The sequence below is a fragment of the Pseudomonas sp. NFPP04 genome (genome assembly GCF_900113815.1).
GTDB lineage: Bacteria > Pseudomonadota > Gammaproteobacteria > Pseudomonadales > Pseudomonadaceae > Aquipseudomonas > Aquipseudomonas extremorientalis.
The window spans coordinates 25,939-50,537 of record NZ_FOQS01000005.1; the positions used below are offsets into that span (position 1 = coordinate 25,939).

The 24,599-nt window shown below is 63.0% G+C and carries 20 protein-coding genes; 6 read left to right on the plus strand and 14 right to left on the minus strand.

All coding sequences use genetic code 11. The features are described 5' to 3' along the window. Nucleotides 1–23: 23 nt before the first annotated feature. The 3 genes from BM017_RS12240 (at nt 24) to feaR (ending at nt 3,107) form a co-directional block, all read left to right on the plus strand. Nucleotides 24–1,523, plus strand: coding sequence for an APC family permease (locus tag BM017_RS12240; protein ID WP_092244502.1), 1,500 nt, complete (start codon nt 24–26; stop codon nt 1,521–1,523). Next, entirely contained in the window at nt 1,486–2,052 is a 567-nt protein-coding gene (locus tag BM017_RS12245; protein ID WP_092244505.1) for a DUF3156 family protein, read from the plus strand. Before BM017_RS12240 ends, BM017_RS12245 begins: the two co-directional genes overlap by 38 nt. Nucleotides 2,053–2,165: 113 nt before the next feature. Then, nucleotides 2,166–3,107, plus strand: a complete 942-nt coding sequence (gene feaR / locus BM017_RS12250; RefSeq protein WP_092244508.1) for a transcriptional regulator FeaR — start codon at nt 2,166–2,168, stop codon at nt 3,105–3,107. Nucleotides 3,108–3,241: 134 nt separating this feature from the next. Here feaR and BM017_RS12255 read toward each other — a convergent pair whose 3' ends face one another. The 3 genes from BM017_RS12255 to BM017_RS12265 are packed head-to-tail and all read right to left on the minus strand — an operon-like array spanning nt 3,242 to nt 5,771. After that, nucleotides 3,242–4,063 (minus strand): molybdenum cofactor biosynthesis F family protein, encoded by an 822-nt coding sequence (locus tag BM017_RS12255; protein WP_092244512.1) that lies wholly within the window; start codon nt 4,061–4,063, stop codon nt 3,242–3,244. A 13-nt stretch (nt 4,064–4,076) separates the two neighbouring features. Further along, entirely contained in the window at nt 4,077–4,442 is a 366-nt protein-coding gene (locus BM017_RS12260) for a cupin domain-containing protein (RefSeq protein ID WP_092244515.1), read from the minus strand. 30 nt (nt 4,443–4,472) lie between these two features. Next, nucleotides 4,473–5,771, minus strand: coding sequence for an NAD(P)/FAD-dependent oxidoreductase (locus BM017_RS12265; protein ID WP_092244518.1), 1,299 nt, complete (start codon nt 5,769–5,771; stop codon nt 4,473–4,475). A 207-nt stretch (nt 5,772–5,978) separates the two neighbouring features. Here BM017_RS12265 and hpaR point away from each other — a divergent pair, with 207 nt between their 5' ends. Beyond that, a complete protein-coding gene (gene hpaR, locus BM017_RS12270) occupies nt 5,979–6,401 on the plus strand; it encodes a homoprotocatechuate degradation operon regulator HpaR (RefSeq protein ID WP_092244522.1) in 423 nt (140 codons plus the stop codon). A 123-nt stretch (nt 6,402–6,524) separates the two neighbouring features. Here hpaR and hpaI read toward each other — a convergent pair whose 3' ends face one another. The 8 genes from hpaI to BM017_RS12310 are packed head-to-tail and all read right to left on the minus strand — an operon-like array spanning nt 6,525 to nt 13,719. Next, entirely contained in the window at nt 6,525–7,325 is an 801-nt protein-coding gene (hpaI, locus tag BM017_RS12275; protein WP_092244525.1) for a 4-hydroxy-2-oxoheptanedioate aldolase, read from the minus strand. A gap of 16 nt (nt 7,326–7,341) precedes the next feature. After that, nucleotides 7,342–8,145 carry a 2-oxo-hept-4-ene-1,7-dioate hydratase gene (gene hpaH, locus BM017_RS12280; protein ID WP_092244528.1) on the minus strand — a complete coding sequence of 268 codons (804 nt, stop codon included), beginning with the start codon at nt 8,143–8,145 and terminating at the stop codon, nt 7,342–7,344. Between the two features lie 11 nt (nt 8,146–8,156). Next, nucleotides 8,157–9,461, minus strand: a complete 1,305-nt coding sequence (locus tag BM017_RS12285; RefSeq protein ID WP_092244531.1) for an MFS transporter — start codon at nt 9,459–9,461, stop codon at nt 8,157–8,159. 46 nt (nt 9,462–9,507) lie between these two features. Continuing rightward, complete coding sequence (locus BM017_RS12290) at nt 9,508–9,900, minus strand: tautomerase family protein (RefSeq protein WP_092244535.1); 393 nt, start codon at nt 9,898–9,900, stop codon at nt 9,508–9,510. A 15-nt stretch (nt 9,901–9,915) separates the two neighbouring features. Next, complete coding sequence (gene hpaD / locus BM017_RS12295) at nt 9,916–10,773, minus strand: 3,4-dihydroxyphenylacetate 2,3-dioxygenase (protein WP_092244538.1); 858 nt, start codon at nt 10,771–10,773, stop codon at nt 9,916–9,918. A 47-nt stretch (nt 10,774–10,820) separates the two neighbouring features. Continuing rightward, nucleotides 10,821–12,281 carry a 5-carboxymethyl-2-hydroxymuconate semialdehyde dehydrogenase gene (gene hpaE, locus BM017_RS12300; protein ID WP_092245503.1) on the minus strand — a complete coding sequence of 487 codons (1,461 nt, stop codon included), beginning with the start codon at nt 12,279–12,281 and terminating at the stop codon, nt 10,821–10,823. A gap of 5 nt (nt 12,282–12,286) precedes the next feature. After that, a complete protein-coding gene (locus tag BM017_RS12305) occupies nt 12,287–13,057 on the minus strand; it encodes a fumarylacetoacetate hydrolase family protein (protein ID WP_092244541.1) in 771 nt (256 codons plus the stop codon). After that, complete coding sequence (locus BM017_RS12310) at nt 13,054–13,719, minus strand: fumarylacetoacetate hydrolase family protein (RefSeq protein WP_092244544.1); 666 nt, start codon at nt 13,717–13,719, stop codon at nt 13,054–13,056. Before BM017_RS12310 ends, BM017_RS12305 begins: the two co-directional genes overlap by 4 nt. 128 nt (nt 13,720–13,847) lie before the next feature. Here BM017_RS12310 and hpaA point away from each other — a divergent pair, with 128 nt between their 5' ends. Continuing rightward, nucleotides 13,848–14,708: a 4-hydroxyphenylacetate catabolism regulatory protein HpaA gene (gene hpaA, locus BM017_RS12315; protein WP_092244547.1), complete on the plus strand. Its 861-nt coding sequence runs from the start codon at nt 13,848–13,850 to the stop codon at nt 14,706–14,708. Here the strand turns inward: hpaA and BM017_RS12320 are convergent. Both BM017_RS12320 and BM017_RS12325 read right to left on the minus strand, forming a co-directional pair. Then, complete coding sequence (locus BM017_RS12320; protein WP_092244550.1) at nt 14,635–16,086, minus strand: efflux transporter outer membrane subunit; 1,452 nt, start codon at nt 16,084–16,086, stop codon at nt 14,635–14,637. The two genes, hpaA and BM017_RS12320, sit on opposite strands and share 74 nt — an antisense overlap. Further along, nucleotides 16,086–16,877, minus strand: coding sequence for a helix-turn-helix transcriptional regulator (locus BM017_RS12325; protein ID WP_092244553.1), 792 nt, complete (start codon nt 16,875–16,877; stop codon nt 16,086–16,088). The genes BM017_RS12320 and BM017_RS12325 overlap by 1 nt, the downstream gene beginning before the upstream one ends. 487 nt (nt 16,878–17,364) lie before the next feature. On the opposite strand from BM017_RS12325, the gene BM017_RS12330 reads away from it, so the two are divergent. Continuing rightward, entirely contained in the window at nt 17,365–23,574 is a 6,210-nt protein-coding gene (locus BM017_RS12330; RefSeq protein ID WP_092244556.1) for a non-ribosomal peptide synthetase, read from the plus strand. Nucleotides 23,575–23,614: 40 nt separating this feature from the next. On the opposite strand, the gene BM017_RS12335 is transcribed toward BM017_RS12330, so the two are convergent. Beyond that, a complete protein-coding gene (locus tag BM017_RS12335; protein ID WP_092244560.1) occupies nt 23,615–24,103 on the minus strand; it encodes a hypothetical protein in 489 nt (162 codons plus the stop codon). Nucleotides 24,104–24,599 lie beyond the last annotated feature (496 nt).

Here is a 24,599-nt window from a genome sequence, read left to right on the forward strand (position 1 = left end):
AAACCGTCTTCGAGGACCCCATCATGTCGATCAACGACCGACTCACCGCGCACCTCAACCGGGGCACGGTAGGTTTCCCCACCGCCTTGGCCAGCACCATTGGCCTGATCATGGCCAGCCCGGTGATTCTCACCGCCACCATGGGCTTTGGCATCGGCGGCAGTGCGTTCGCCCTGGCAATGCTGATCGCCGTGGTGATGATGCTGGCCCAGGCCACCACCTTTGCCGAGGCGGCGTCGATCCTGCCCACCACCGGCTCGGTGTACGACTACATCAATTGCGGCATGGGGCGGTTTTTCGCGATTACCGGCACCTTGTCGGCGTACCTGATCGTGCATGTATTTGCCGGCACCGCCGAAACCATCCTGTCCGGGGTCATGGCCCTGGTGAACTTCGAGCATCTCAACACCCTGGCGGAATCGGCGGGTGGCTCGTGGTTGCTCGGCGTGGGCTTTGTGATCGTCTTTGGCGTGCTGAACGCGTTTGGCGTCAGTGCTTTTGGCCGAGCGGAAATCATCCTCACCTTCGGCATGTGGATCACCCTGATGGTGTTCGGCGTGCTCGGCTTGATCGCCGCGCCCGCCGTGCAGTTGGACGGCTGGTTCGGCGAGTCGCTGGTAGGCACCGACCTGATCACCGTGCTGTCGCTGGTGGGCATGGCGATGTTCATGTTTGTCGGTTGCGAGTTCGTTACGCCCCTGGCGCCGGACCTGCGCCAATCGGCCAAGGTGATGCCGCGCGCAATGATGCTGGGGCTGATGGGCGTGGCCACCTGCATGTTCATCTATGGTGGGGCGATGAAACGCCAGGTGGAAAACGTGGTGCTCGACGCCACGTCAGGCGTGCACCTGCTGGACACGCCCATGGCCATCCCCAGGTTCGCCGAGCAGGTGATGGGGCAGATCGGCCCGCTGTGGCTGGGCATCGGTTTTCTGTTTGCCGGCGCGGCCACCATCAACACCCTGATGGCCGGTGTGCCACGGATCCTCTACGGCATGGCGGTGGACGGCGCGTTGCCCAAGGTTTTCACCTACCTGCACCCACGCTTCAAGACGCCGCTGCTGTGCATCCTGGTGGCGATGCTGATTCCCTGCCTGCACGCGTTGTACCTGGGGGGCAACACCGACAACATCATGCACCTGGTGCTGGCGGCGGTGTGTGCGTGGAGCTTTGCCTATCTGCTGGTGACGATCTCGGTGGTGAGCCTGCGTATCCGTCGGCCGGACTTGCCACGGGCCTATCGTTCGCCGTGGTTTCCGCTGCCGCAGATCGTGTCGAGCATCGGGATCCTGCTGGGCATGTGGTTCATCACGCCTCCGGGCATGAACCCGGCAGACATCTATGTGCCGTTTGGCGTGATGCTGGCGGGCACGGCGGCGTATGCGCTGTTCTGGACCCTGGTGGTGCAGAAGGTCAACCCCTTCAAGCCGGCCTCCGTGGAGGAAGTATTGGCAAAGGAGTTCAGTAACCAACCGGAGCAGGCTGATGACGGTTATGGCGACTTTGCGGCAAAGACTGTTTGAGCTGTGGCGTGCCGATCGTGCGCCATCGGGATATCGGCCGGGGGTGACCCTGGCGCACCTGCGGCGCAACCTTGGGCTGGCAACGCTTGAAGTGGACGGCGTGGGGTTCGAGATTGTCGAGCGCACCGAATCGCAATGGTTGATGCATCTGGTGCTGACCGAGTTTGTCCTGTGCGTACCGGCAGCAACGGGGGGCACGGCGAGCTTCGCGGTGCACCATGGCGGCGCGATCCGGCGCCATGGAATTCGCGTGCGGCGCTGTGCCGGCAACCAGGCGCTGGGGCGTGAGTTGCAGGCACGCTTGCTGGCCGACGAGGCCTTGTTCCAGGCGCTGATGCCGCTGGATTTCAAGCGTCTGCGCATCGAGCTGCACGACCGGCAATGGTGCGTGCGCCTGGAGCATATGGGGGGCAGCGAGGTGGTCAATCGTCTGCCGGCGTTTCGGCGTTATATCGTCCTGAGCCCGGTGCAGCGCAGTCATTTGCTCGCGGCGCTGGTCGGGTTGAATCGGGTGTTGTCGGAGCTCTGATTGGCATCATTAGTGCTTGCGCAATGGGTACACAGGTTGTTGTTGCGTGCATATAGATAACATGTTAACTATTGCATCAGAACAACAAAAAGAAGCCATTGCGGAGACACCCCATGAGCATCCCACAGCATGCACACGACGGGCTGGACACTTGGAACCGCGAGCTGCGCGCGGCGTGCGGTTATTTCGAGACGGAACTGGCGTTCAACCGCTCGCTGTTCATCGGCGAGATCCGAGACTTGCCGCGCGGCGTGGCCATCCTGCGTACCAATGCCGGGCTGATCAAACGCCCGGCGCACCACGCCGACCATGACAACGACCAGGACTGTTTCCTGGTCAGCCAACGCAGCGGCTATTCGCAGATCGCGCAGAACGGCCAGACCCTGCACCTGGCGCCTGGCGAGATGTTGTTGATGGACTCGGTTGGCTCCATCGAAATCACCCCCTTCGGCTTGATCGAACACGCCTCGTTGTCACTCTCGCGCCCGCAGGTGTGCAAGCACCTGGGCGGCGACGCACGGGCTTTCGCCAAGATCTCCTCGACCAAAGCCTGCGGACGCATGCTGCATGTGCTGATGGATCAACTGTGCAAGGACGACACCGCAGACGGCGCGGGTGAAGTGGAGGCGCTGCAAACGGCCTTCGTGTCACTGCTGGGTTCGGCCCTGGAGCAGGGCGACGAGTGTCGCGAGGGCCTGGCAGCGTTGCAGGGCAGTAACCTGCGCAGCTATGTGCAGAAGGTCATCGATGAATCCCTGAGCCAGCCGGGGCTCAGCCCGATCGGTCTGGCCAACCGGCTGAATATCTCGGTGCGCCACCTGTACCGTCTGTTCGAAGAACAGGACGACAGCGTGTGCCGCTACATCCAGCGTGCGCGGCTCAAGCGCAGCGCGGATGACCTGACCAACCCGTGCCTGCGCAGCGAGTCGATCACCTCGATTGCCTATAAGTGGGGCTTTACCGACTCAGCGCACTTCAGCCGGTCGTTCAAGAAGCAGTTCGAGGTGTCGCCGAAGGATTTCCGCTCAAGCCGCATGCAGGCGGTGGGGGCATAAACGGGATCTTCAAAACAAAGGAGATCAAATGTGGGAGGGGGCTTGCCCCCGATAGCGGTGGTTCAGCCAAGCCTGTGGTGACTGACACACTGTTATCGGGGCAAGCCCCCTCCCACATTCAGACCGTGCGCGGCTCAGTCATCGGGATACTCCGTGCGGTTGAGCACCTGGCAATACGAGCTGATGGGGAAGTTCGACAGCGCATCGAAGGATGCACCGGCATAGCCGAAAATCTTGCCGTCGCTGCGGTGCTGCTGCAGGTCGATCAGCACCAGGCCGAGGGTCGGTACGATCTTCTCCTGCCACACGAACAGGTACAGCTGGTCGGCGATCTTGTAGTAATGGCAGCGGTCGGTGTCGCACAGGCCTTGCTCCACGCCTTTGAGGCATTGCCAGGCGTAGAAGCGCTCGTTGAGATAGATGTGCTCGTAGACTTCGCTGGGGCTGTAGCGGTATTGGTTGCGCAGGCCCACCAGTTCGGCGGTGGGCGCATGCAGGCAGTGGCCGGCCTGCCACGGGCGGTCGAGGCTGCCGTGGAGGAAGTCGACCTCCACCGAGCTCAGTGGCTTGCCGGCCAGGGCGCGGTGGTAGAGGCCTTCGTGGGTCTGGGCCTGATCCGGCAGGCGCCCGATCACGGCAGTGAACGAGGCGTTCGGTGTGTCCAGCACCAGGCTGATCGACCAGCTATGCCCGGCCTCGTGCTTGATGAAGTCCACCAGGTACAGGCCCGGGCGAATCGAGGTGGCGCGGTAAGGCGCGTTGCCGCTGGAGTGGCCATCGGCGGCGCGCCAGGCCAGGCGGTCCTGCTCGAAACGGTGATCGATCTGCCAGCCATTGGCGAAGTACAAGGTGAAGGCCTGGCCCGCCAGCTCGGCCAGGTTGGGCAGGATAAAGGCGTCCGGGGCGAAACCGTCAGCCAGTGCGCCTACGGTGATCCAGTCGGGAGAACTTGTCATGCCAAGCCCTCCCTTACACGACGGCGAAGTAATGTTTGACGAAGCTTTCGCTGAGCACTTCCCACAACACCGGCGTGCCCTTGGTCACGAACCAGCTGTCACCGGCCTTGTAGCGCGTGGACTGGCCGGTGGATTCGTCGGTGAGCAGCACTTCGCCGGTGACCACCGTAGCCTGCTCGGCGAACGGGTAGACCATGCGGAACTTGCCCTGGGTGGTGCCGAAGTAAGCGCTGCTGACCGGGTCGGTGGGCGCGCCGAAGGTCATCTTGCCGAAAGCACGCACTTGGCCTTCGAGGATCTCGGAGCCGAGGTCGGCCACGGTGCCCCAAGGGTCGAGTTCCGAGAGTTGGACGTTATGCTTGAGGGTGGTAAGGGTCATGGCAGTTCTCCAGTTGAGTAAATAATGCGGTTAGCGGCGCCCGTTCCAGTAACCGGAAAGCTGGTGCCAGGATTTGCCCGCCGTCAGCAGCACGGGGCGGATCGCGTCCTTTCCGATGATGGTCGGGCGATGAATCGAGCTGACCAGGTCGTAGCGCGCCGAGCCTTCGCTCATGCCTTCGGCCAGGACCTTGCAGATGATGTGGCTCGGGGTCACGCCAAAACCGGAATAGCCCTGCACGAAAAACGCGTTGCTGCGCCCCGGCAAGGTGCCGATCTGCGGGAACAGGTTGGGGCTGCACGCCATGGGGCCGCCCCAGGCCAGGTCGATTTTCACGTCCTTGAGGTAGGGGAAAATCTTCAGCATCAGTCGACGGTTCCAGGCCTTGAGGTCACCGGGAATATGCTCTACCAAGGGTGTGGCCGCGCCGAACAACAGGCGGTTTTCCTGGGTGACGCGGTAGTAATCGATCACCGGGCGAATATCGCTGTAGGCCCCGCGAATCGGGCTGATGCGCTGGATAAGCTCCTCTGACAACGGCTCGGTCATCATCTGGAACGCGTAGGTGTTGATGGTCGAACGGTGCAGCTCCGGCTCCAGCTTGTTGAGGAAACTGTCGCAGGCCCACAGCAGCTTGCTCGCGCGCACCGAGCCACGGCCGGTGCGCACGGTGATGCGTTCGCCGTAGCTGACTTCCAGCGCCGGGCTGTTCTCGAAAATCCGCACGCCATGACCGGCCAGCGCGGTGGCTTCGCCCAGCAGCAGGTTGAGCGAATGCACATGTCCGCCGCCCATGTGCAGCAGGGCACTGCTGTAGGCCTTGGAGCCGATGATCTGTTGCACGTCGGCGCCGCCGAGAAAGCGGATTTCGTGCTGGCTGTTGATCGACTTGAAGTCCTTTTCCCAGGCGCGCAGGGTTTTTTCCTGGCGGGCATTGAAGCCCATGTAGCCGTAGCCGTGGCAGAAGTCTGCGTCGATGTTGTACTTGGCGATGCGGTTCTTGATGATGTCTGCGCCCAGGTCGCTGATCTCGAACACCTGGCGCAGGCCGTCTTCGCCCACGTCCTTCTTGATCTTCTCCAGGTCATGGCCGATACCGGCCATGATCTGCCCGCCGTTGCGGCCGGTGCCGCCGAACCCCAGGTAGCGCGCTTCAAGCACCACGATGTTGGTGATGCCTTTTTCCGCCAGTTCCAGGGCCGTGTTGATGCCGGAAAAACCGCCGCCGATCACCACAACGTCGGCGTCGATGTCCTGTTCCAGGGTGGGGAAGCTCAGGTTGTATTTCTTGGTGGCGGTGTAATACGTAGGGGTTTCGATGTTGATCATGGCGCAGCCTGAAAAAGTGAAGGAAGGCTCTGAAGCGGATGCCTCCATTAGGGGCCATGGCAGGATGGAAGTCTTGACCCTGCGTGCCCAGGCATTTGATTCAGCGCGCCATGGGCGGTGCGCTCGACAAGTTATAGCGCGCTCGCCGGCAGGGAATGTTAGAGTTTCGTTAAATTATTAACTAAATACTTCGTGACCCTGATCCCTATGTCCAAACCTCGACAATCCCTGACCCTGGCCTTGCTGCAAGCCCGCGAAGCCGCCATGAGTTTTTTCCGTCCGTCCCTGAATGAACACGGCCTGACCGAACAGCAATGGCGGATCATCCGCATCCTCGAGCAATACGGTGAACTGGAGATTTACCAGTTGGCGGAACTGGCCTGCATCCTCAAGCCGAGCATGACCGGCGTGCTGGTGCGCATGGAAACCGCCGGCATGGTGCACCGGCGCAAGGCCGAGCAGGACCAGCGCCGGGTACTGGTGACGTTGGCTGACAAGGGCAAGGCCAGCTTCGAGTCGATGAGCCAGTGCATGGAGGCCAACTACCAGCGGTTGCAGGATCAGTTTGGCGAAGAGAAGTTGCAGACCCTGCTGGGTCTGCTGGATGACTTGAAGAACATCAACCGCTGAGGTAACAGCTGAGTCCCCACCGAGCAAAATGTGGGAGGGGCTTGCCCCCGATGGCGGTGTGTCAGTCACCAGATGTTTGGCTGAACCACTGCTATCGGGGCCAGCTCCCTCCCACATAAGATCTCAGTAGACGCCACTACTGTGGCCGGCCGTGGGCGTGCCTTTGAATTTCCCCGCCAGCGCCTGCAACCCACGCATCAATACAGTGGTATCCACGCCCACCGCGACAAAGGTCGCGCCCAGCTCAATGTAGCGCCGCGCCAGGTTTTCATCTGCGCTGAGTATCCCCGCCGCCTTGCCCGACTGCACGATGCGTGTGATCGCATCCTCGATCGCCGCCTGCACATCCGCATGCCCGGGATTGCCCCGGTGCCCCAGCGACGCACTCAAATCCGCCGGGCCGATAAACACACCGTCCACGCCCTCGACGGCGGCAATTTCATCCAGGTTCGCCAGGCCTTCGCGGTTTTCGATCTGCACCAGCAGACACATCTGTTCGTCCGCCTGATCCAGGTAGCCGGGGATGCTGTTCCAGCGCGACGCCCGCGCCAGGGCACTGCCGACACCGCGCATGCCCTGGGGCGGGTACCGCATGGCACGTACCAGGTCACGAGCCTGGGCGGCGCTTTCCACCATGGGCACCAGCAGCGTCTGGGCGCCGATATCCAGCAGTTGCTTGATCAATGCGCTGTCGCCGATGACCGGGCGGATCAGTGCCTGGCTGGGGTAGGACGCGATGGCCTGCAACTGGCCGAGCATGCCGTGCAGGTGATTGGGCGCGTGTTCGCCGTCGATCAGCAGCCAGTCGAAACCGGCATTGGCGGCCAGCTCTGCGCAATAGGCGTCGGCCAGGCCGAGCCACAGGCCAATTTGCACCTCGCCACTGTGCAAGCGTTGTTTGAAGCGGTTGATGGGCAGGTCCATGGCAATCCTCCAGGGTTCAGATGAAGCGGCAGGCAATCGACCCAAGCAGGTCGTAGTCGACATGGAACGTATCGCCAGGGCGGGCCGCGACCGGTCGGGTGAAGGAGCCGCCGAGGATCACTTGCCCCGGCAGCAGGGTCACGTCATACGGCGCCAGTTTGTTCGCCAGCCAGGCCACGCCTTTGGCCGGGTGGTTGAGCACCGCCGCCGACACGCCGGACTCTTCGATCACGCCATTGCGGTACAGCACCGCCGGCACCTTGCGCAGGTCGATCTCGGTCGGCCGCACGGCACGGCCACCCAGCACCACGCCGGCGTTGGCGGCGTTGTCGGAGATGGTGTCGAAGACCTTGCGCGTCGCGTTGGTCTGCGGGTCTACCTGCTGGATGCGCGCGTCGATGATCTCCAACGCGGGGATCACCCACTCGGTGGCGTCGAGCACATCGAACACCGTGCAGTTGGGCCCCTTGAGCGGTTTGCCGAGGATAAACGCCAGCTCCACTTCCACTCGCGGCACGATGAAGCGTTCGAAGGGAATGTCGCTGCCTTCGTCGAAAAACATGTCATCGAGCAGGGCGCCGTAGTCGGGCTCGGTGATGTTCGACGAGACCTGCATGGCCCGTGAGGTGAGACCGATCTTGTGGCCTTTGAGAGTGCGCCCGCCCTTGATCTTCAGTGCGACCCAGGCGCGCTGGATGGTGTAGGCATCTTCGATCGTGATATTCGGATAGTCGAGGGAAAACTGGCGCACTTGTTCGCGGCTGCGTTCGGCGCGGTCCAGGCGGAGGGCGGCATCAAGGATCTGCTGGGAGTCGAGCATGGCAACGGTCTCTAGTCTGGGTTGACGATGGCGGCGTGGGTGCGCAGCACCAGCAGGCCGCCGAGGGCGATGAACAAGGCAAGTACGTACAGCGCCAGGCTGGCGCTCTGGGTGGCGTCGCGCATCCAGCCGATCAGGTACGGCGCGAGGAACGCGGCGACGCTGCCGAAGGAGCTGATCATGGCAATGCCGGCGGCCTGGGTGGTGGTGGATAGATACGCCGGTGGCAGTTGCCAGAACATCGGCAGGGCGGCACTGGCGCCCATGCCGGCAACCACCAGCCCGCCCATCACCAACAGCGGATTGCCCGGCGCCAGGCCGGCCACGGCGATCCCGACCGCCGCCATCAGCAGTGGCACGCACAGGTGCCAGCGGCGTTCGCGATGGCGGTCGGAGGAACGCCCGCAGCCAATCATGAAGAAGCACCCGGCCAGGTAGGGCACGGCGCTGAGCAGGCCGACCTGGCTGTCGCGGCCGATGCCGGCGCCGTGGATCAGGGTGGGCATCCAGAACGCCAGGGTGTTCACTGCCAGCATCACGGCGAAGTACACCGCTACCAGTAGCCATACCTGCGGGTCGCGCAGGATGGCGCCGAACGAGGTGATGGTCTTGCGCTGTTCCTCGCTGCGCAGTTGGTCGCGCAACTGGTGTTTTTGCTCGGCGGTCAGCCAGTGCACCGCGTCGAAGCCGTCCGGCAGCCACTTGAGCACCACCAGCCCCAGCAGCACCACGGGCAGGCCTTCGATCAGGAACATCCACTGCCAGCCACGCATCCCGCCGACATCGTGGAAGTGTTCGAGGATCGCCCCGGACAACGGCCCGCCCAACACCCCGGCCATGGGCACCGCGATGGCGAACAACGCGGTGACCTGGCCGCGGCGGCGAGCCGGGTACCAGCGGTTGAGAAACACCAGGATGCCCGGGAAAAAACCGGCCTCGGCCACCCCCAGCAAAAAGCGCAGCACATAGAAACCACGGGCGCTCTCCACCCACAGCATGCCGGTGGACAACAGGCCCCACACCACCATCAGGCTGGCGATCCAGCGCCTGGGGCCGACGCGGTCCAGGGCCATGTTGCTCGGCACGCCGAACAGCGCATAGGCGATGAAAAACAGCCCGGCGCCGAAGCCGTAGACCGTGTCGCTGAACTGCAGGTCGCTGCTCATCTGCATCTTGGCGAAGCCGATATTGATGCGGTCCAAGTGGGCGAACAGGTAACACACCAGCAACAGCGGCAGCAGGCGCCACGTCACTGAACGATGGGTACGGTCGTGCTCGGCCAGCACGCGGCTGGCGGTGGAGTGGGCTGTGCTCATGATGTTGTACTTTTTGTCTGAGAGGCCGTGAGGAGAGCAGCGGGTTTTACCCCGCCGGGTTGTTCAGGAACGCATGCACATTGTTCTGCTTGAAATTGAGTTGCGGGTGCAGCTCGACCATCTCGAATGACAGCGCCAGCAAACGTTGCGCCTGCAACTCGGCAAAGTGCGCGGTGATCACCGCGAACACCGTTTCGGCCACTGCCTGGCGCGTGGCCAGGTCGCGGCCATGGCCGACCTTGAGGGTCATGTGCACAAAGGCGTAGTCGTGCTTGCCATCGGCCATGCGCCAGGTGTCCAGGCGTACGCCACGGCTGCGAATACCCCCGAGGGGGAACACGCCACTGTCGCCCAGCACGCGGTGGATTTTTTCAAACAGACCGGGCAGGTCGGCCTGTGGTTCGAGGTTGTCGGTGTACTCGGCGATAAAGTGCGGCATGGGGTGCTCCCGGTTCTACAGGGGGAAAATCGCATTGACCTGGCCGGTGCCCGAACTGCCGAACGGCGGCGTGATGATCTCGGCGGGCCTGGCGTAATCCGGCCCACCGAGCAGCCCCAGGAGCATCGCGGTGTCGTGCATCTTGCCTTCGCCGAAGCAGTGCTCGGCGTAGTCCGGCAGCATCGCGCAGAACTCCTTGAAGCGGCCCTGCTTCCACATCTCCACTACGTGCAGGTCCACTTGCTTGTCGAACTCGCGGGTCCAGGTGTGGATATTCGCCTCCGCCTGGCGGTCGTCCGAGAAACGGTGCGACAAGGAGCCTGAGGCCAGCACCAGCACCTTGCGGTCACTCTTTTCAATTGCCCGGCGTACGGCGGCACCGAATGCGAAGCTGTCTTCGAGGCGGTGCCAGGCGCACCAGGCGGCGATGGAAATGACCTTGAATTTCTCATCCTCCGGCACGTCCATGTGCATGTAGCGCATGGGCACCAGCGTGCCGTATTCCAGCTCCAGGCTCGGGATGTCATGGGCCATGCTGCGCACGCCGGCCAGGTTGGCCTCGGCGGCGATCAACGCGCCCAGCTCGGGGCAGCCGGGGTAGGCGTATTCCATGTTCTTGATGAAGTGCGGCAGCTCGTTGCTGGTGTAGGTGCCCTGGAACCGCTCGCCGCAATTGACGTGGTAACCGCTGTTGACCAGCCAGTGCACGTCGAACACCACCGCCGTGTCGGCGCCCAATTCGCGGGCGCGCCGGCCGATCTCCTTGTGACCGGCAATCGCCGCTTCGCGACAGCCGTGATGCTTGCCGGGCAGTTCCGACAGGTACATCGACGGCACGTGGCAGATCTTCGCTGCCAGGACCACTTCGCCCATGATGATTCTCCAGGTTCATTATTGTTGTTGGAGCGCCTTGGCGGGGGTTAAACACCCCAACGCGGAATGTGATGGCTGCCCATGGAAATGCACACGTTCTTGATCTCGGCAAACACTTCGAAGCTGTACTGGCCGCCTTCACGCCCGGTGCCGGAACCTTTCACCCCGCCAAATGGCTGGCGCAGGTCGCGCACGTTCTGGCTGTTGATAAATACCATGCCGGCTTCGATCCCGCGCGCCAGGCGATGGGCCTTGCCGATGTCCTGGGTCCAGATGTAGGAGGCCAGGCCGTACTCGGTGTCGTTGGCCAGTTGCAGGGCCTCGGCTTCGTCCTTGAAGGGGATCAGGCACGCCACCGGGCCGAAGATTTCTTCCTGGGCAATGCGCATCCGGTTGTTCACATCGGCAAACACGGTCGGCTGGATGAACTGGCCTTTGCTCAGGTGCGCCGGCAGGTTGGCCGGGCGTTCCAGGCCGCCGGCGAGCAGGGTGGCGCCTTCCTCGATACCGATCCTGATATAGCCGGTGACCTTGTCGTAGTGGGCCTGGGTGATCATCGAGCCGACCTGGGTCTTCGGATCCTGCGGGTCACCGACGATCAAGCGTTTGGCGCGGGCGGCGAATTCGGCGACAAACTGCGGGTAGACGCTTTCCTGGATAAAGATGCGGCTGCCGGCGGTGCAACGTTCGCCATTCAGGGAGAAGATGGTGAACAGCGCCGCATCAAGGGCGCGCTCAAGCTCGGCATCCTCGAAGATCAGCACCGGCGACTTGCCGCCCAGTTCCATGGAGTATTTTTTCAGGCCGGCGGTCTGCATGATCTTCTTGCCGGTAGCGGTGCCACCGGTGAACGAAATGGCACGCACATCCGGGTGCCGCACCAGCGCGTCACCGGCGGTGGCGCCGTAGCCCTGGATCACGTTGAGCACGCCGTTGGGAATCCCGGCTTCCACCGCCAGGCGCCCCAGTTCATTGGCGGTCAGCGGCGACAGCTCCGACATCTTCAACACCGCCGTATTACCCAACGCCAGGCACGGCGCGGTCTTCCAGGTGGCGGTCATGAACGGCACGTTCCACGGCGACACCAACCCGCACACGCCCACCGGCTGGTACAGGGTGTAGTTGAGCATCTGATCGTCCACCGGGTAGCTGTGGCCATCCATGCGCGTGCAGACTTCGGCGAAGAAATCGAAGTTGTGCGAGGCGCGGGGGATCAACACGTTCCTGGTCTGGTGGATCGGCAGGCCGGTGTCGAGGGTTTCCAGTTCGGCCAGGTGCGGCACGTTCTGTTCGATCAGTTCGCCGAGCTTGCGCATCAGGCGTGCGCGTTCCCTGGCCGGGGTGTTGGCCCACTTCGGGAATGCCGCTTTGGCGGCCGCTACGGCCTGGGCCACTTCCTCGGCACCGCCGCTGGCGACTTCGCCAATCGCCTCGCCGGTGGCCGGGTTGTAGTTGATGAAGGTGTCTTTGCTTTCGACCTCACGGCCGTTGATCCAGTGTTTGATCATGCTGCTCACGCCTCTTTCCGGGCGGAGAAAAACTCCGCCTCGCTGACAATCCGGTTGACCAGGCGGCCCACGCCTTCGACTTCCACCACCACTTCATCGCCGGGCACCACGTCGGCCAGGCCTTCGGGCGTGCCGGTGGCGATCATGTCGCCGGGTTGCAGGGTCATGAAACTGGACAGGTATTCGATGAGGTACGGGATGTCGAAAATCATGTCGCGGGTGCTGCCTTCCTGGCGCAGTTCACCGTTGATCCAGGTGCGCAGGGTCAGGTTGCCCGGGTCGGGCACATCGGCCACATCGACGATCCATGGGCCGACCGGGGTGGTGGCATCGCGGTTTTTCACGCGCAGGTTGGGGCGGTAGTAGTTTTCCAGGTAGTCGCGGATCGCATAGTCGTTGCACACCGTGTAGCCGGCCAGGTAGTCCAGGGCGTCGGCGCGCTTGACGTTGCGCGCGGTCTTGCCGATCACCGCCACCAGTTCGCACTCGTAGTGCATGTAGGCGACGTCGTCCGGGCGCCAAGTGACCTGGCGGTGGCCGGTGTAGGTGCCGACGGACTTGATGAAGGCCAGGGGTTCGGTGGGTGGGGTGAAGGCCAGTTCAGCCGCGTGGTCGGCGTAGTTCAAGCCCAGGGCGAACATGCTGCCGGTGGCCGGTGGCAGCCATTGCACCTGGTCTTCGGCGAGCAGGCGACCATCGCTCAGGCGCACGGCGTTGTCGGCTTGCACCTGTACGGCGTGCACGTCACCTTCAAAGCGGATACGGGCGTGTTTCATGCTTGAGTCTCCGCTTGAATGTGATTGAGCAGACGGCCCACGCCGTCGATCTCGACTTCTACCCTGTCGCCCGGCAGCACATCCACGCGGCCTTCGGGGGTGCCGGTGATCAGCACATCGCCGGGGTGCAGGGTCATGAATTCGCTGATTTCGGCGAGCAGTTGCGCAATATCGCGCACCCAATTCGCCGTGGTGTTTTCCTGGCGCAGTTCGCCGTTGACCCACAGCTTGAGGCTCAGTTGACCGGGGTTGGCGACTTGGTCCCGAGGGATCAACTGCGGTCCGAGGACACAAAAACCATCGCGGCACTTGGCTTTCACGGCGGGGCGGTAGTAGCTGTCTTCCGGCAGGCTGAATTCATTCACCACCACATAGCCGGCCACATGGGCCATGGCATTTTCCAGGCTGACACGACTGGCGAGCTGGCCGATCACCACGCCTAGAGCGGGGCCGGGTTGCAGGCGTTCACCCTGGGGGTGCAGCACCACGCCACCCTGCTCGTTGCGCGTATTCGGGGTTTTGATAAACAACACCGGCTTGCTCGGCGGCTTCTGGTAGGGCGCCTGCTGGAAGGCGGCGAGATGCTGGTCCAGCAGGCCCTGGTAGTTCAGCGCAACGCCGAACAGGGTGCCGCTGGCAACATCATGCAGGGTACGGCTCATGCGTTTCTCCTGGCGGTGGCGACTGCTGCATAGGCAGTTCGTTAATGTGTTAACGTTATAATTAATATGTTAACTACCGTCAAGCGTGGCAAAATCAGGCAGCATCAAAACAACAAGAAGAGGGCACCGTGCAGCCGATCCCCAACATCAACATCGGGCAGGTCTACGACCAGCGTTACAGCGATGCCGAGGTGCATTACGACAAGCTCGGCAACCTGGCGGGTTTTTTCGGGCGCAACATGCCCGTGCATCGGCATGACCGGTTTTTCCAGGTGCATTATGTGAAAAGCGGCGCGGTACGGGTGTACCTGGATGACCGCCAGTTCGTGGAGTCCGGGCCGATGTTCTTCCTCACGCCGCCCACGGTGCCCCACGCCTTCGTCACCGAGGCGGATGCCGATGGGCATGTGCTGACCGTGCGCCAGCAGTTGGTGTGGGGATTGATCGACGCTGATCCCAGCCTGGCCTCCGGCGCAGCCTGCGTGGCGCTGAACGCAGGTGACCAAGGCCTGGATCAGCTGTTCGAAGAACTCAACGATGAGATCAACGCCGAGCGGGCAGGGCGCGCCGCCGCATTGGACAGCCTCACGCGCCTGATCATGATTCGCCTGCTGCGCCTGTGCGCCCACTCACTGCCCGCGCGCCCGACCCGGCACGAAGACCTGCGCATCTTCCATCGCTTCAATGAACTGATCGAGGCCCACTATCTGGAGCACTGGCCGCTGGCGCGTTACGCCGAGGGGATTGGCGTGACCGAGGCGCGCCTCAATGAGGTGTGCCGGCGCCTGGCCGATCTGCCGTCCAAGCGCCTGATCCTGGAACGTGTGATGCAGGAAGCCAAGCGCCTGTTGCTGTTCACCGGCAGTTCCGCCAACGAGATCTGCTACCAGCTGGGCTTCAAGGACCCGGCGTATTTCAGCCGGTTTTTCCTTCGGTATGCGCGGGTGACGCCGGGGGAGTATCGGCTGCGGCAGTCGGGCTTGCGCTGACGTCCCACGCGCCGCCCAGCGCTGTATACAACTTCACTTCCGCCACCAGTTGTGCCAGGCGGTCGACGATCAACGCCTGTTGCGAGCTGAACAACGTACGTTGCGCATCCAGGAAGGTGAGGTTGCTGTCGACGCCACTGCGGTAGCGATGCTCGGCCAGGTTGTAATACTGCTGATTGGCCGCGACGAAATCCCGTTGCGCCTCCAACTGGTCGGTATAGGTCTGCCGCGCCGCCAGGCCATCGGCGACTTCCTGGAAGGCGGTCTGGATCGATTTTTCGTACTGCGCCACGCCGATGTCTTTTTGCAGTTTGGCGTAGTCGAGGCTGGCGCGCAGGCTGCCGGCGTTGAAGATCGGCAGGTTGATCTGCGGCTGGAACGTCCAGCTGCCCGAGCCGCCCTTGAACAGCCCCGACAGTTCGGTGCTGGCGCTGCCGGCGTTGGCAGTCAGGCTCACCGACGGGAAAAACGCTGCACGTGCCGCGCCGATATTGGCGTTGGCGGCGCGCAACTGGTATTCGGCCTGGAGGATATCCGGGCGGCGTTGCAGCAAGTCCGAGGGCAGGCCGGCCGGCACGCGGGCCACCAGGTCGGCGGCGAGTGGACGCGACGGCAATTGTTCGTCCACCGGGCCGCCCACCAGCAGGGCGAGGTTGTTGAGGTCCTGGGCGACCTGGCGCTCATAACGGGCCACGCTGGCGCGGGTGCTTTCGACGCTGGTGGTGGCTTGCACCACGTCCAGCGCCGAGGCTTTGCCGGCGGTTTTGCTGCGGCTGGTGAGGCGCAGGCTATGCTCGTTGGCCACCAGGGTTTGCCGCGCCAGGGCCAGCAATTCCTGGTCGGCACGCCAGGTCAGGTAGGCATTGGCGACGTTGGCGACCAGACTCAATTGAGCACTGCGCCGCGCCTCTTCGGTGCCCAGGTAGGAGAGCATGGCCTGTTCGCTGAGGCTGCGGATGCGGCCGAACAGGTCCAGCTCATAGGCGCTGATGCCCAGGGTCGCGGAATAGCTGGAGGTGATGGCGGCCTTGCCGGTGCCGGTCACGTCCCCGGGCACACGCCGACGCTGGCCGGCGCCGGTAGCGGACACCGCCGGGAACAGATCGGCACGCTGGATACGGTACTGCGCCTGGAACGCCTCGACGTTCAACGCAGCCACGCGCAAGTCGCGGTTATTGACCAGCGCATCGCCAATCAACCCTTGCAGCGCCGGGTCGTGGAACAGCTGCTGCCAGTCCGATGTGCCGGACTGCGCCAGCGCATACACGCCAGCCTGGGGATACTGCGCAGGCACGGGCGCCGCAGGCCGTTGGTAGTCCGGGATCAGCGAGCAGCCGCCAAGCATCCAGGCCATCGCAAAGGTACTCAATTTATGCATCAGGCGCCCACCATCCACTTGGCCAGACCGTGCCTTCCACTCACGCCCAACTTGGCGGCGGCGCGCTTGAGGTAGGTTTCGATGGAGCTGTTCTTCACGCTGAGTTTCTCCGCGATCTGCGGCACGGTGCCGCCGGTCAGCAAGCCGAGGCACACCTCTTGCTCGCGCGCCGACAAGGTGATGTCGCCCAGGGACAGGCGCTTGTAGAACTCACGTTGCAATTGCGATTGCTCCAGCAACGTGTGGGCCGGTTCGACCTCGGTGTGCGGTGCCTGGCGCAGGCTCTGGGCGTGGCACTCGATCAACGGCAGCAGGGTGTCCGACAGGCACTTGAGAAACGACAACTCGGCCAGGGAAAACCCGCGCTGGGTCGGCGGGCGATAAAACGAAATCACACAGCGCCGGTTGCCCTGGCGCGACACCAGATTGCACTGGTGTGAGGTGTCACGCGGGTCTGCGCTGTTGGCCTTGGCTTTCAACTGGATCAGCAGCGGGTCCTGCATGCCGAGCATTTCGCGCAACAGCGGATGGTCGTCCATGGAGTTCAGGGCCAGGGGCGGCAGGTCCTGCGTCTGGCCGGCGCTGCCCAGCAGCTTGATATCGAGCACACGGTCGCGTAGCTCGTCGAGGGTCCATTCGCTCAGATCCACCAGGTGGATCGGCACCCACTTGTCCACCAGGTGCAGCATGTGGGCGGCAAAGCCCGGGTGGCCACTGCTGGCAATCAACTCGCCCATTTCGGCGTAGAAATGGGGGCTTTGGGTGTTGGCAATACTGCTGGTCAAACTCATAGCCTTCTCATCCTTGATATCGAAAACCGTGTACAGACCCTCTGGGCCTCTGCGGGGCGATCCGTTGCTCACACACCAGAGTCGGTATTCGAACGTGTATTTAGCCAGTGGATTTGTCCTACGTATGTAGCGGAAACGAGGGACATAACCTGCCATAAAAACCACGTCATTAATTCGACGTTTCTGAGAGGTAATTCCCACTACGAATAGCCAATGGAGATTTTTAGGTTTAAGTAACTCTTTGATAGATAAGTAAAATATTATCTTTAGAAAGCGTTCGCACAAAAAAGCATCGGCCAGATATAGCCAATGTCCTACAACTCTTTAATCGTTTCAGCAATGAACCATCAGCCAAGCCCGGTCTATCCATTCGGATGTCCGGGTTTAGGGTGACAGACAGCCCCTGGCCCCCATGCTCCAATCCGGCCCATTCGTCGTAATGGGCACCCCTGCGCGGCCAGTGCCTGACCTCCATGAGAAGGATCTTATGAAGCATTCACCCAGCTTCCCCCTTACCGCCGCCCAGCAGGACATCTGGCTCGACCAACTGCGCGCAGGCGACTCGCCGCTGTACAACATCGGTGGTTATGTGGACTTTGCCGGCGCCATTGACCCCGGCCTGATGCAGCGCGCCGTTGAATGCCTGGTGGCCAGGCACGACGCGTTGCGCACGCAACTGCACAGCGACGCCGACGGCCTGCCTCGCCAGACCTTCGCTGCCACCCTGGCTGTGGACCTGGCGCTGCATGACGTTTCCAAGGCTTGCGACCCGCAGGCCGCGAGCCACGCCCTGATGCAGGCGCAAATGGCCCTGCCTTATGCGATGCAGGGTGCGCCGTTGTTCCGCTTTTTCCTGGTCAAGCTCGACGACGATCATTACCGCCTCGGCACCCAGGCGCATCACCTGATCCTCGATGGCTGGGGCTTCGGCCAGATGCTGCAATCCCTCGCGCAGCTGTACACGGCCCTGGCGCAAGGCCTACAACCGGACTCGCCGGCGCCTTCCTACATCGATTTTATCGACGCAGACCAGCACTACCACGCGTCAGCCCGTTATGCCCGCGACCGCGCCTATTGGCTGGACAAATACCGCTTGATTCCGGAGCCGCTGCTGACCCCACGGCACACGGCCAAGGCCGCGAGCAATACCTTGGCGCAGGCGTTTCCGGTGGCACTGCTCAACCGAATGGAACAGGTGGCCAACCGTTACCAGGCGTCGGCGTTTCATGTACTGCTGGCGGCCCTGTATGTGTATTTCACCCGCACCGCCCAACGCGAGGAATGGGTGGTGGGAGTGCCGATTCTCAACCGTTCCAATGCACGGTTCCGCTCCACCGTCGGGTTGTTCACCCAGGTCAGCGCCGTGCGCTTGCAGTTTGATGAGCAGTCGCCGTTCAGCGCGGTGGTGCGTGGGGTGCGCGACCAGCTCAAGCAGGACTTCCGCCACCAGCGTTTCCCCCTCAGCGAGATGAACCGTGAGTTGGGCCTGCGTCGCAGCGACCGCGGCCAGTTGTTCGACCTGTCGGTGTCCTTCGAGCAGGACGACCATGAACTGCGCTACGGCACAACAGTGGCCCGTGCGGTCAAAGTGTCCAACCACCACGAGCCGCTGCCCCTGGCCCTCCACCTGCGCAGCAATCGCTACCAGGACACCGCTTGCCTGCATTGCGTCTACAACGAGGCGTACTTCCAGCACGATGAAGTGGCGGCCCTGGCGCAGCGCCTGACCTGGCTGCTGGAACAGGGGCTGGAAGACACCGCGCTGACGATCAGCGATTTTTCCCTGGTGACACCCGCCGAGCAGGCGCGGTTGCAGCAATGTAACGCCACCGCCCAGCCTGTCACCCAGCCACACACCCTGCACGCGCGCATCGAAGCCCAGGCCGCGCGCGCACCGGACGCCGTGGCGGCGGTGTACCAGGGGCGGCACCTGAGCTACGCCCAACTCAACCAGCAGGCCAACGCGCTGGCCCATCAACTGCTGGAGCGCGGCGTGCAGCCTGACGACCGGGTGGTGATCCTGGCGCGGCGTGGTCTGGATACGCTGGTGGGTTTGCTGGCGATCCTCAAGTCCGGCGCCTGCTACGTGCCAGTGGACCCGGCCCATCCCGCCGAGCGCCTGAATTACCTGCTGCAAGACAGCGACCCGGTGGTGGTGCTGACCCAGCACGATTTGCTGCATCGTTTGCCTCCGTTGACTGTGCCGGTGATCCAGCTCGACCGCCCGACCTTCCACCTGGGCACCAACCCCCGCGTCGCGGTCAGCCCCTCTCACCTGGCCTACGTGATCTACACCTCAGGCTCCACCGGTTTGCCCAAGGGCGTGATGGTCGAGCACCACAGCGTCTCGAACCTGGTGGACTGGCACTGCCGGGCCTTCGACCTGCATGCCGGCAGCCACACCGCCAGCGTCGCCGGTTTCGGTTTTGATGCGATGGCCTGGGAGGTCTGGCCGGCGTTGTGCGTGGGCGCCACGCTGCACCTGCCGCCCGCCCATGATGGCGCCGAAGACATCGACGCGCTGCTCGGTTGGTGGCGGGCACAGCCGCTGGACGTCTGCTTCCTGCCGACGCCCGTGGCCGAATACGCCTTCAGCCAGGGCCTGCACCACCCGACCCTGCGCACTCTGCTGATCGGCGGCGACCGACTGCGTTCTTTCTCCCAGGCGCAGTCCTTCGCCGTGATCAACAACTACGGCCCTACCGAAGCCACGGTGGTCGCCACCTCCGGCCCCATGGCCGTCGGCCGGCCATTGCATATCGGCGCGCCTGTCGCCAATGCCAGGGTGTATGTGCTGGACGCGCAGCAACGGCCGCTGCCCATCGGGGTGGCAGGGGAGCTGTACGTGGGCGGCCAGGGCATCGCGCGGGGTTACCTCAAGCGTCCCGAGCTCAGTGCCGAGCGATTCCTCGACGACCCCTTTACTCAGGGGCGCATGTACCGCACCGGCGACCTGGTACGCTGGCTGCCGGACGGCAACCTTGAGTACCTGGGGCGCAATGACGACCAGGTGAAAATCCGTGGCGTGCGCATTGAGTTGGGCGAAATCGAAACGGCCCTGGCCACGCATCCGCATATTCAGGACGCCGTGGTGCAAGCCCGCGAAGGGCAGTTGCTGGCCTGGTTCGTCCCCCGTGAAGCTGTGCCGATAGAAGCCTTGCGCGCCCACCTGCAAGCATCGCTGCCCGACTACATGCTGCCAGCCGCCTACATGCAGTTGGACGCGTTGCCCCTGACCGCCAACGGCAAGCTTGATCGCAAGGCGTTGCCCGCACCGACCCAAGAGGCGTTCGTCACCCGCTTGTATGAGGCGCCGCACCTCGGCGTGGAAAGCGTACTGGCGCAGATCTGGGCCGAGCTGTTGCAGGTGCAGCAGGTTGGGCGCCACGACCACTTCTTCGAACTGGGCGGGCATTCGTTGCTGGCCGTGCAATTGGTGCAACGCATGCGCCAGGTCGGGTTGCATGCCGATGTGCAGGTGCTGTTCGGCCAGCCGACCCTGGCGGCCCTGGCGGCGGCAAGTGAGCTCAGCGACGTGGACGCCCCCGACCTGGCCGAACTCGACCCTGCCAGCTTTGATCTGATCGTCGCGAGCATTCCCGGCGGCGTGGCCAACGTGCAGGACATCTACCCGCTGGCGCCGCTGCAGGAAGGTTTGCTCTACCACCACATCACCGATGAGCGCGATCCGTATCAGCAGCAGGCGCTGTTCAGCTTTGCGCAGCGCGAGCAGTTGGACGCGTTTGCCCAGGCCCTGCAACAAGTGATCAACCGCCACGATATCCTGCGCACCAGTCTGGTGTGGGAGGCCCTGGAGCAACCGATGCAAGTGGTGTGGTGCCAGGCGCAATTGCGCGTTGAACCGTTGCGCGAGGATCCTGCGCCGCTGGATTTGCGCCAGGCGCCGCTGATGGCCCTGGACTATGCCGAAGAGCCGCAGCACTCGCGTTGGGTTGCGCGGCTGCGTTTCCATCACCTGGTCAATGACGCCACCTCGACCACCCTCCTGATGCAGGAAATCCGCGCTCACTTGCTCGGCCAACAGGCGCAACTACCGGCGTCGGTGCCGTATCGCAATGTGGTGGTGCAAGCTCGTTCGCCGGCACGTCAAGCGGCGCACGAGGCGTTCTTTCGCGAGCAGTTGGGCGATGTCGACGAGCCGACCCTGGCCTTCGGTCTCCAGGAGCGCCAGGCGGATCGGGCGCACACCGAAGAAGCCGAGCGTGGCTTGAGTGACAGCCTCAATCAACGTTTGCGTGCCCAGGCGCGTGGTATGGGAGTGAGCACCGCCAGTCTGTTCCACCTGGCCTGGGCCCAGGTGCTCAGCCGTATCGCCGGCCGCGATGACGTGGTCTTCGGCACCGTGCTGCTCGGCCGTTTGCAGGCGGGCGAGGGTGCCGATCGCGCCCTGGGCATGTTCATCAACACCCTGCCGCTGCGGGTGCGCCTGGCCGGGCGCACGGTGACCGAAGCCCTCACGCATACCCACGCACGCCTCAGTGCCTTGCTTGCCCATGAACAAGCCTCCCTGGCGCTGGCCCAGCGTTGCAGCGGTGTGTCGCCATTGTTCAACAGCCTGCTCAACTACCGCCACACCGACGCCGAGCGTGACCTGACCCTGGTGCCGGGCATTGCCTTGCTCAGCAGTGAGGACATCCTCAGCTACCCGCTGATGCTGACCGTGGACGACACGGTCAACGGTTTCCGGATCAAGGCCAAGGCGCCGCAGCAAATTGGCGCCGGTCGGCTGCTCGACTACCTCGAAACCACACTGATCAACTTGGCGGACACGCTGGACCAGGCGCCACAGACACCTTTGCGCGACGTTCAGGTACTGTCCGCCGGCGAGCTGAAAACCCTGCTGGTGGACTTCAACGCGACCGACACCGACTACCCTGACACCCTCACGGTGCAGGCGCTGTTCGAAGCCCATGCGCGGCATATCCCCCATGCCATCGCCGTGCAGGCCGGCGAGTTGCAACTGACCTACCGCGAACTCAACGAACGCGCCAACCAACTGGCCTTCCACCTGCGTGAGCGCGGTGTGCAACCGGACGCCCGCGTGGCGCTGTGCGTCGAGCGTGGATTGGAACTGGTGGTGGGCCTGTTGGCCATCCTCAAGGCCGGTGGCGCCTATGTGCCGCTGGACCCGGGTTATCCGCGCGAGCGCCTGGCCTACATGCTCCACGACAGCCAACCGGTGGCGCTGCTGGTACACGCCGCCACCCGTGACGTGCCGGGTGACGTGTCGATCCCGGTGATCGACTTCGACCACTGCGCGTGGAGCCAGGCACCTGTCGGCAACCCGCTGGTGCCAGGGCTGAGCGTGGCCAACCTGGCCTACGTGATGTACACCTCGGGCTCCACCGGTACGCCCAAGGGCGTGATGATCGAACACCGTGGCCTCGGCAACCTGATGCACTGGGGCTCGCAGCTGTGCCCCAATGCCGAGGGCGGCGCGCTGTTGCAGCGGGCGCCGTTCAGCTTCGACGGTTCGGTGTGGGAGCTGTTCTGGCCGCTCTCCAACGGCATGCGCCTGGTGTTGGCACGGCCCGATGGTCATCGCGAACCGGCCTATCTGGCGCAGGTGATTCGCGAGCAGAAGATCACGGTGATCAAGTTCGTGCCGGCGATGTTGCAGCAGTTCCTTGAGCTGGAAGAGTCCGCGCTGTGTACCAGCCTCACTGATGTGCTGTGCGGCGGTGGCGAACTCACCGAAGCCCTGGCTCGTGGCGTGCAGGCGCGCTTGCCCAAGGTGCGCCTGCATAATGTCTACGGCCCCACCGAAGCCACGGTGGACAGCAGCGCCTGGACCCTGGAACCCGGCGCGCCGGTGCCGGCATTGCAGTTGCCGATCGGGCGGGCGATCAACAACACACGCCTGTATGTGCTGGATGAGCACGATGCGCCGGCGCCCATGGGCGTGAGCGGTCAGTTGCACATCGGTGGGGTCGGCGTGGCGCGGGGTTACCTGGGGCTGCAGCAAATGACCGCCGAGCGTTTTATCGACAGCCCGTTCGTGGTCGGTGATCGCCTGTATCGCACTGGCGACCTGGTGCGCTACCTGCCTGACGGCAATCTGGAGTTCCTCGGGCGTAACGACTTCCAGGTCAAACTGCGCGGTGTGCGCCTGGAACTGGGGGAGATCGAGTCACGGCTGCTGGTGCATCCGGCGTTGCGTGAAGTGGCGGTGTTGATTCGCGATGAACGCCTGGTGGCGTACTTCACCGTGCGTGCCGAGGCGCCGAGCCCGGATGCGTTGCGCGCCCATGTGCTGGAGCAATTGCCGGAATACATGGTGCCGGCGGCGTTTGTGCAGCTCGACGAATTACCGCTCAACCCAGCGGGCAAACTCGACCGCAAGGCCTTGCCGGAGCCGGGGTTGGGGGCGGTGGTGAGCCGAGCCTATGCCGCGCCGGTCGGAGCCGTGGAGAGCTTGATGGCCGGGATCTGGGCTGAGGTGCTGAAGTTGGAGCGGGTGGGGCGACACGATCATTTCTTTGAGTTGGGGGGGCATTCGTTGTTGGCGGTGAACCTGGTGGCGCGGATGCGCAAGGCGGGGGTGGAGGTGGATGCGCGGGCGTTGTTCAGTCATCCGACGGTGGCGCAACTGGCTGGGTGTGTGTTGACGCAGGTGCAGCGGGTGGAGGTGCCTCAGGCGGCTATTCCGCAGTTGGGGCGGCGGCGGCGGATTTGAAGTGAGGGGGGGCGGCTGCAATTGGCACCGCCCCCTTTTTTCAAGGGATGATGCGAACATCCTTCAGGTCATAAGTGCCCGACATCCGGAACTCATTTTGCGGCGCCTCATCCTGAACCATTCGGCAATTGGTGAAAGTGCCATAAATATGCTCCTGCCCAGATGTGCGATCAGAGGTGAGGGTGAGTTCTCCTGCCCTTGCATAATAAGTGAAGATGAGACTGTTTTTAACAAGAGCGTAAGTCACAGTTACGTCTCCAAAGTATGTAACTTGATGAGGTCCATCGGGGACCGAATCTGAAATGGTCAATACAACGGCTTGATAGTCGGCGTCAGACTGCTCACCTACTCTCCTGCCAATCCATCTGGTTTCGAAAAGCTCGTCGCCGAGATGTTTCTCGAAATCCAAGCGTTTTTCTTGTGGCAGTGGGAATTGAGCACCATCCAGACTTACGGTGAATGTACCCGTTGCTTTGCTTTTGCCGGGCTCGTTGTGATGAATGAGGTCTTTCAAGTGTGCCTGAGACATGATGAGCGCTTCCTTTGCGGGGGTGTGCTCCAATTATTTCAAGTTTCAGGCGTGTGTAAACTGTGTATGTTGACAGGTATAAAAAAACGAGTATCCATGTGTTTGGATTATATGGAGCTGTTGGTTTTGATGAGCCCAACTATCTTGCAGGTGATTAAGATGATTGTACTTCCCTGCGGCGCATGACTATTTGTTCGACTCGTTTTCTGGCTATTGCCGCTTGCGCCACTCATTCCAAGGCTACCTATACGCTCATACAAACACACGGCCAACGCGCCCGCTGCGTAGTCATCCTTTGCATTTCTCAGCGCTTGTCCGACCTGCAACGGGTGACCAACCGCGCCGTCGTCCTGCAAGCGGGCAGACGGAACAGCGACCTCAACAGCCGGAACTTGGCGAGTGCGCAGCGCAAAAGCCGGATCAATCCGGATATTTGATTGCGGGCGTATGGCGCAGCGAGCGATGCCCACTGCGAAGAGCCCCAAGGGCACATCGC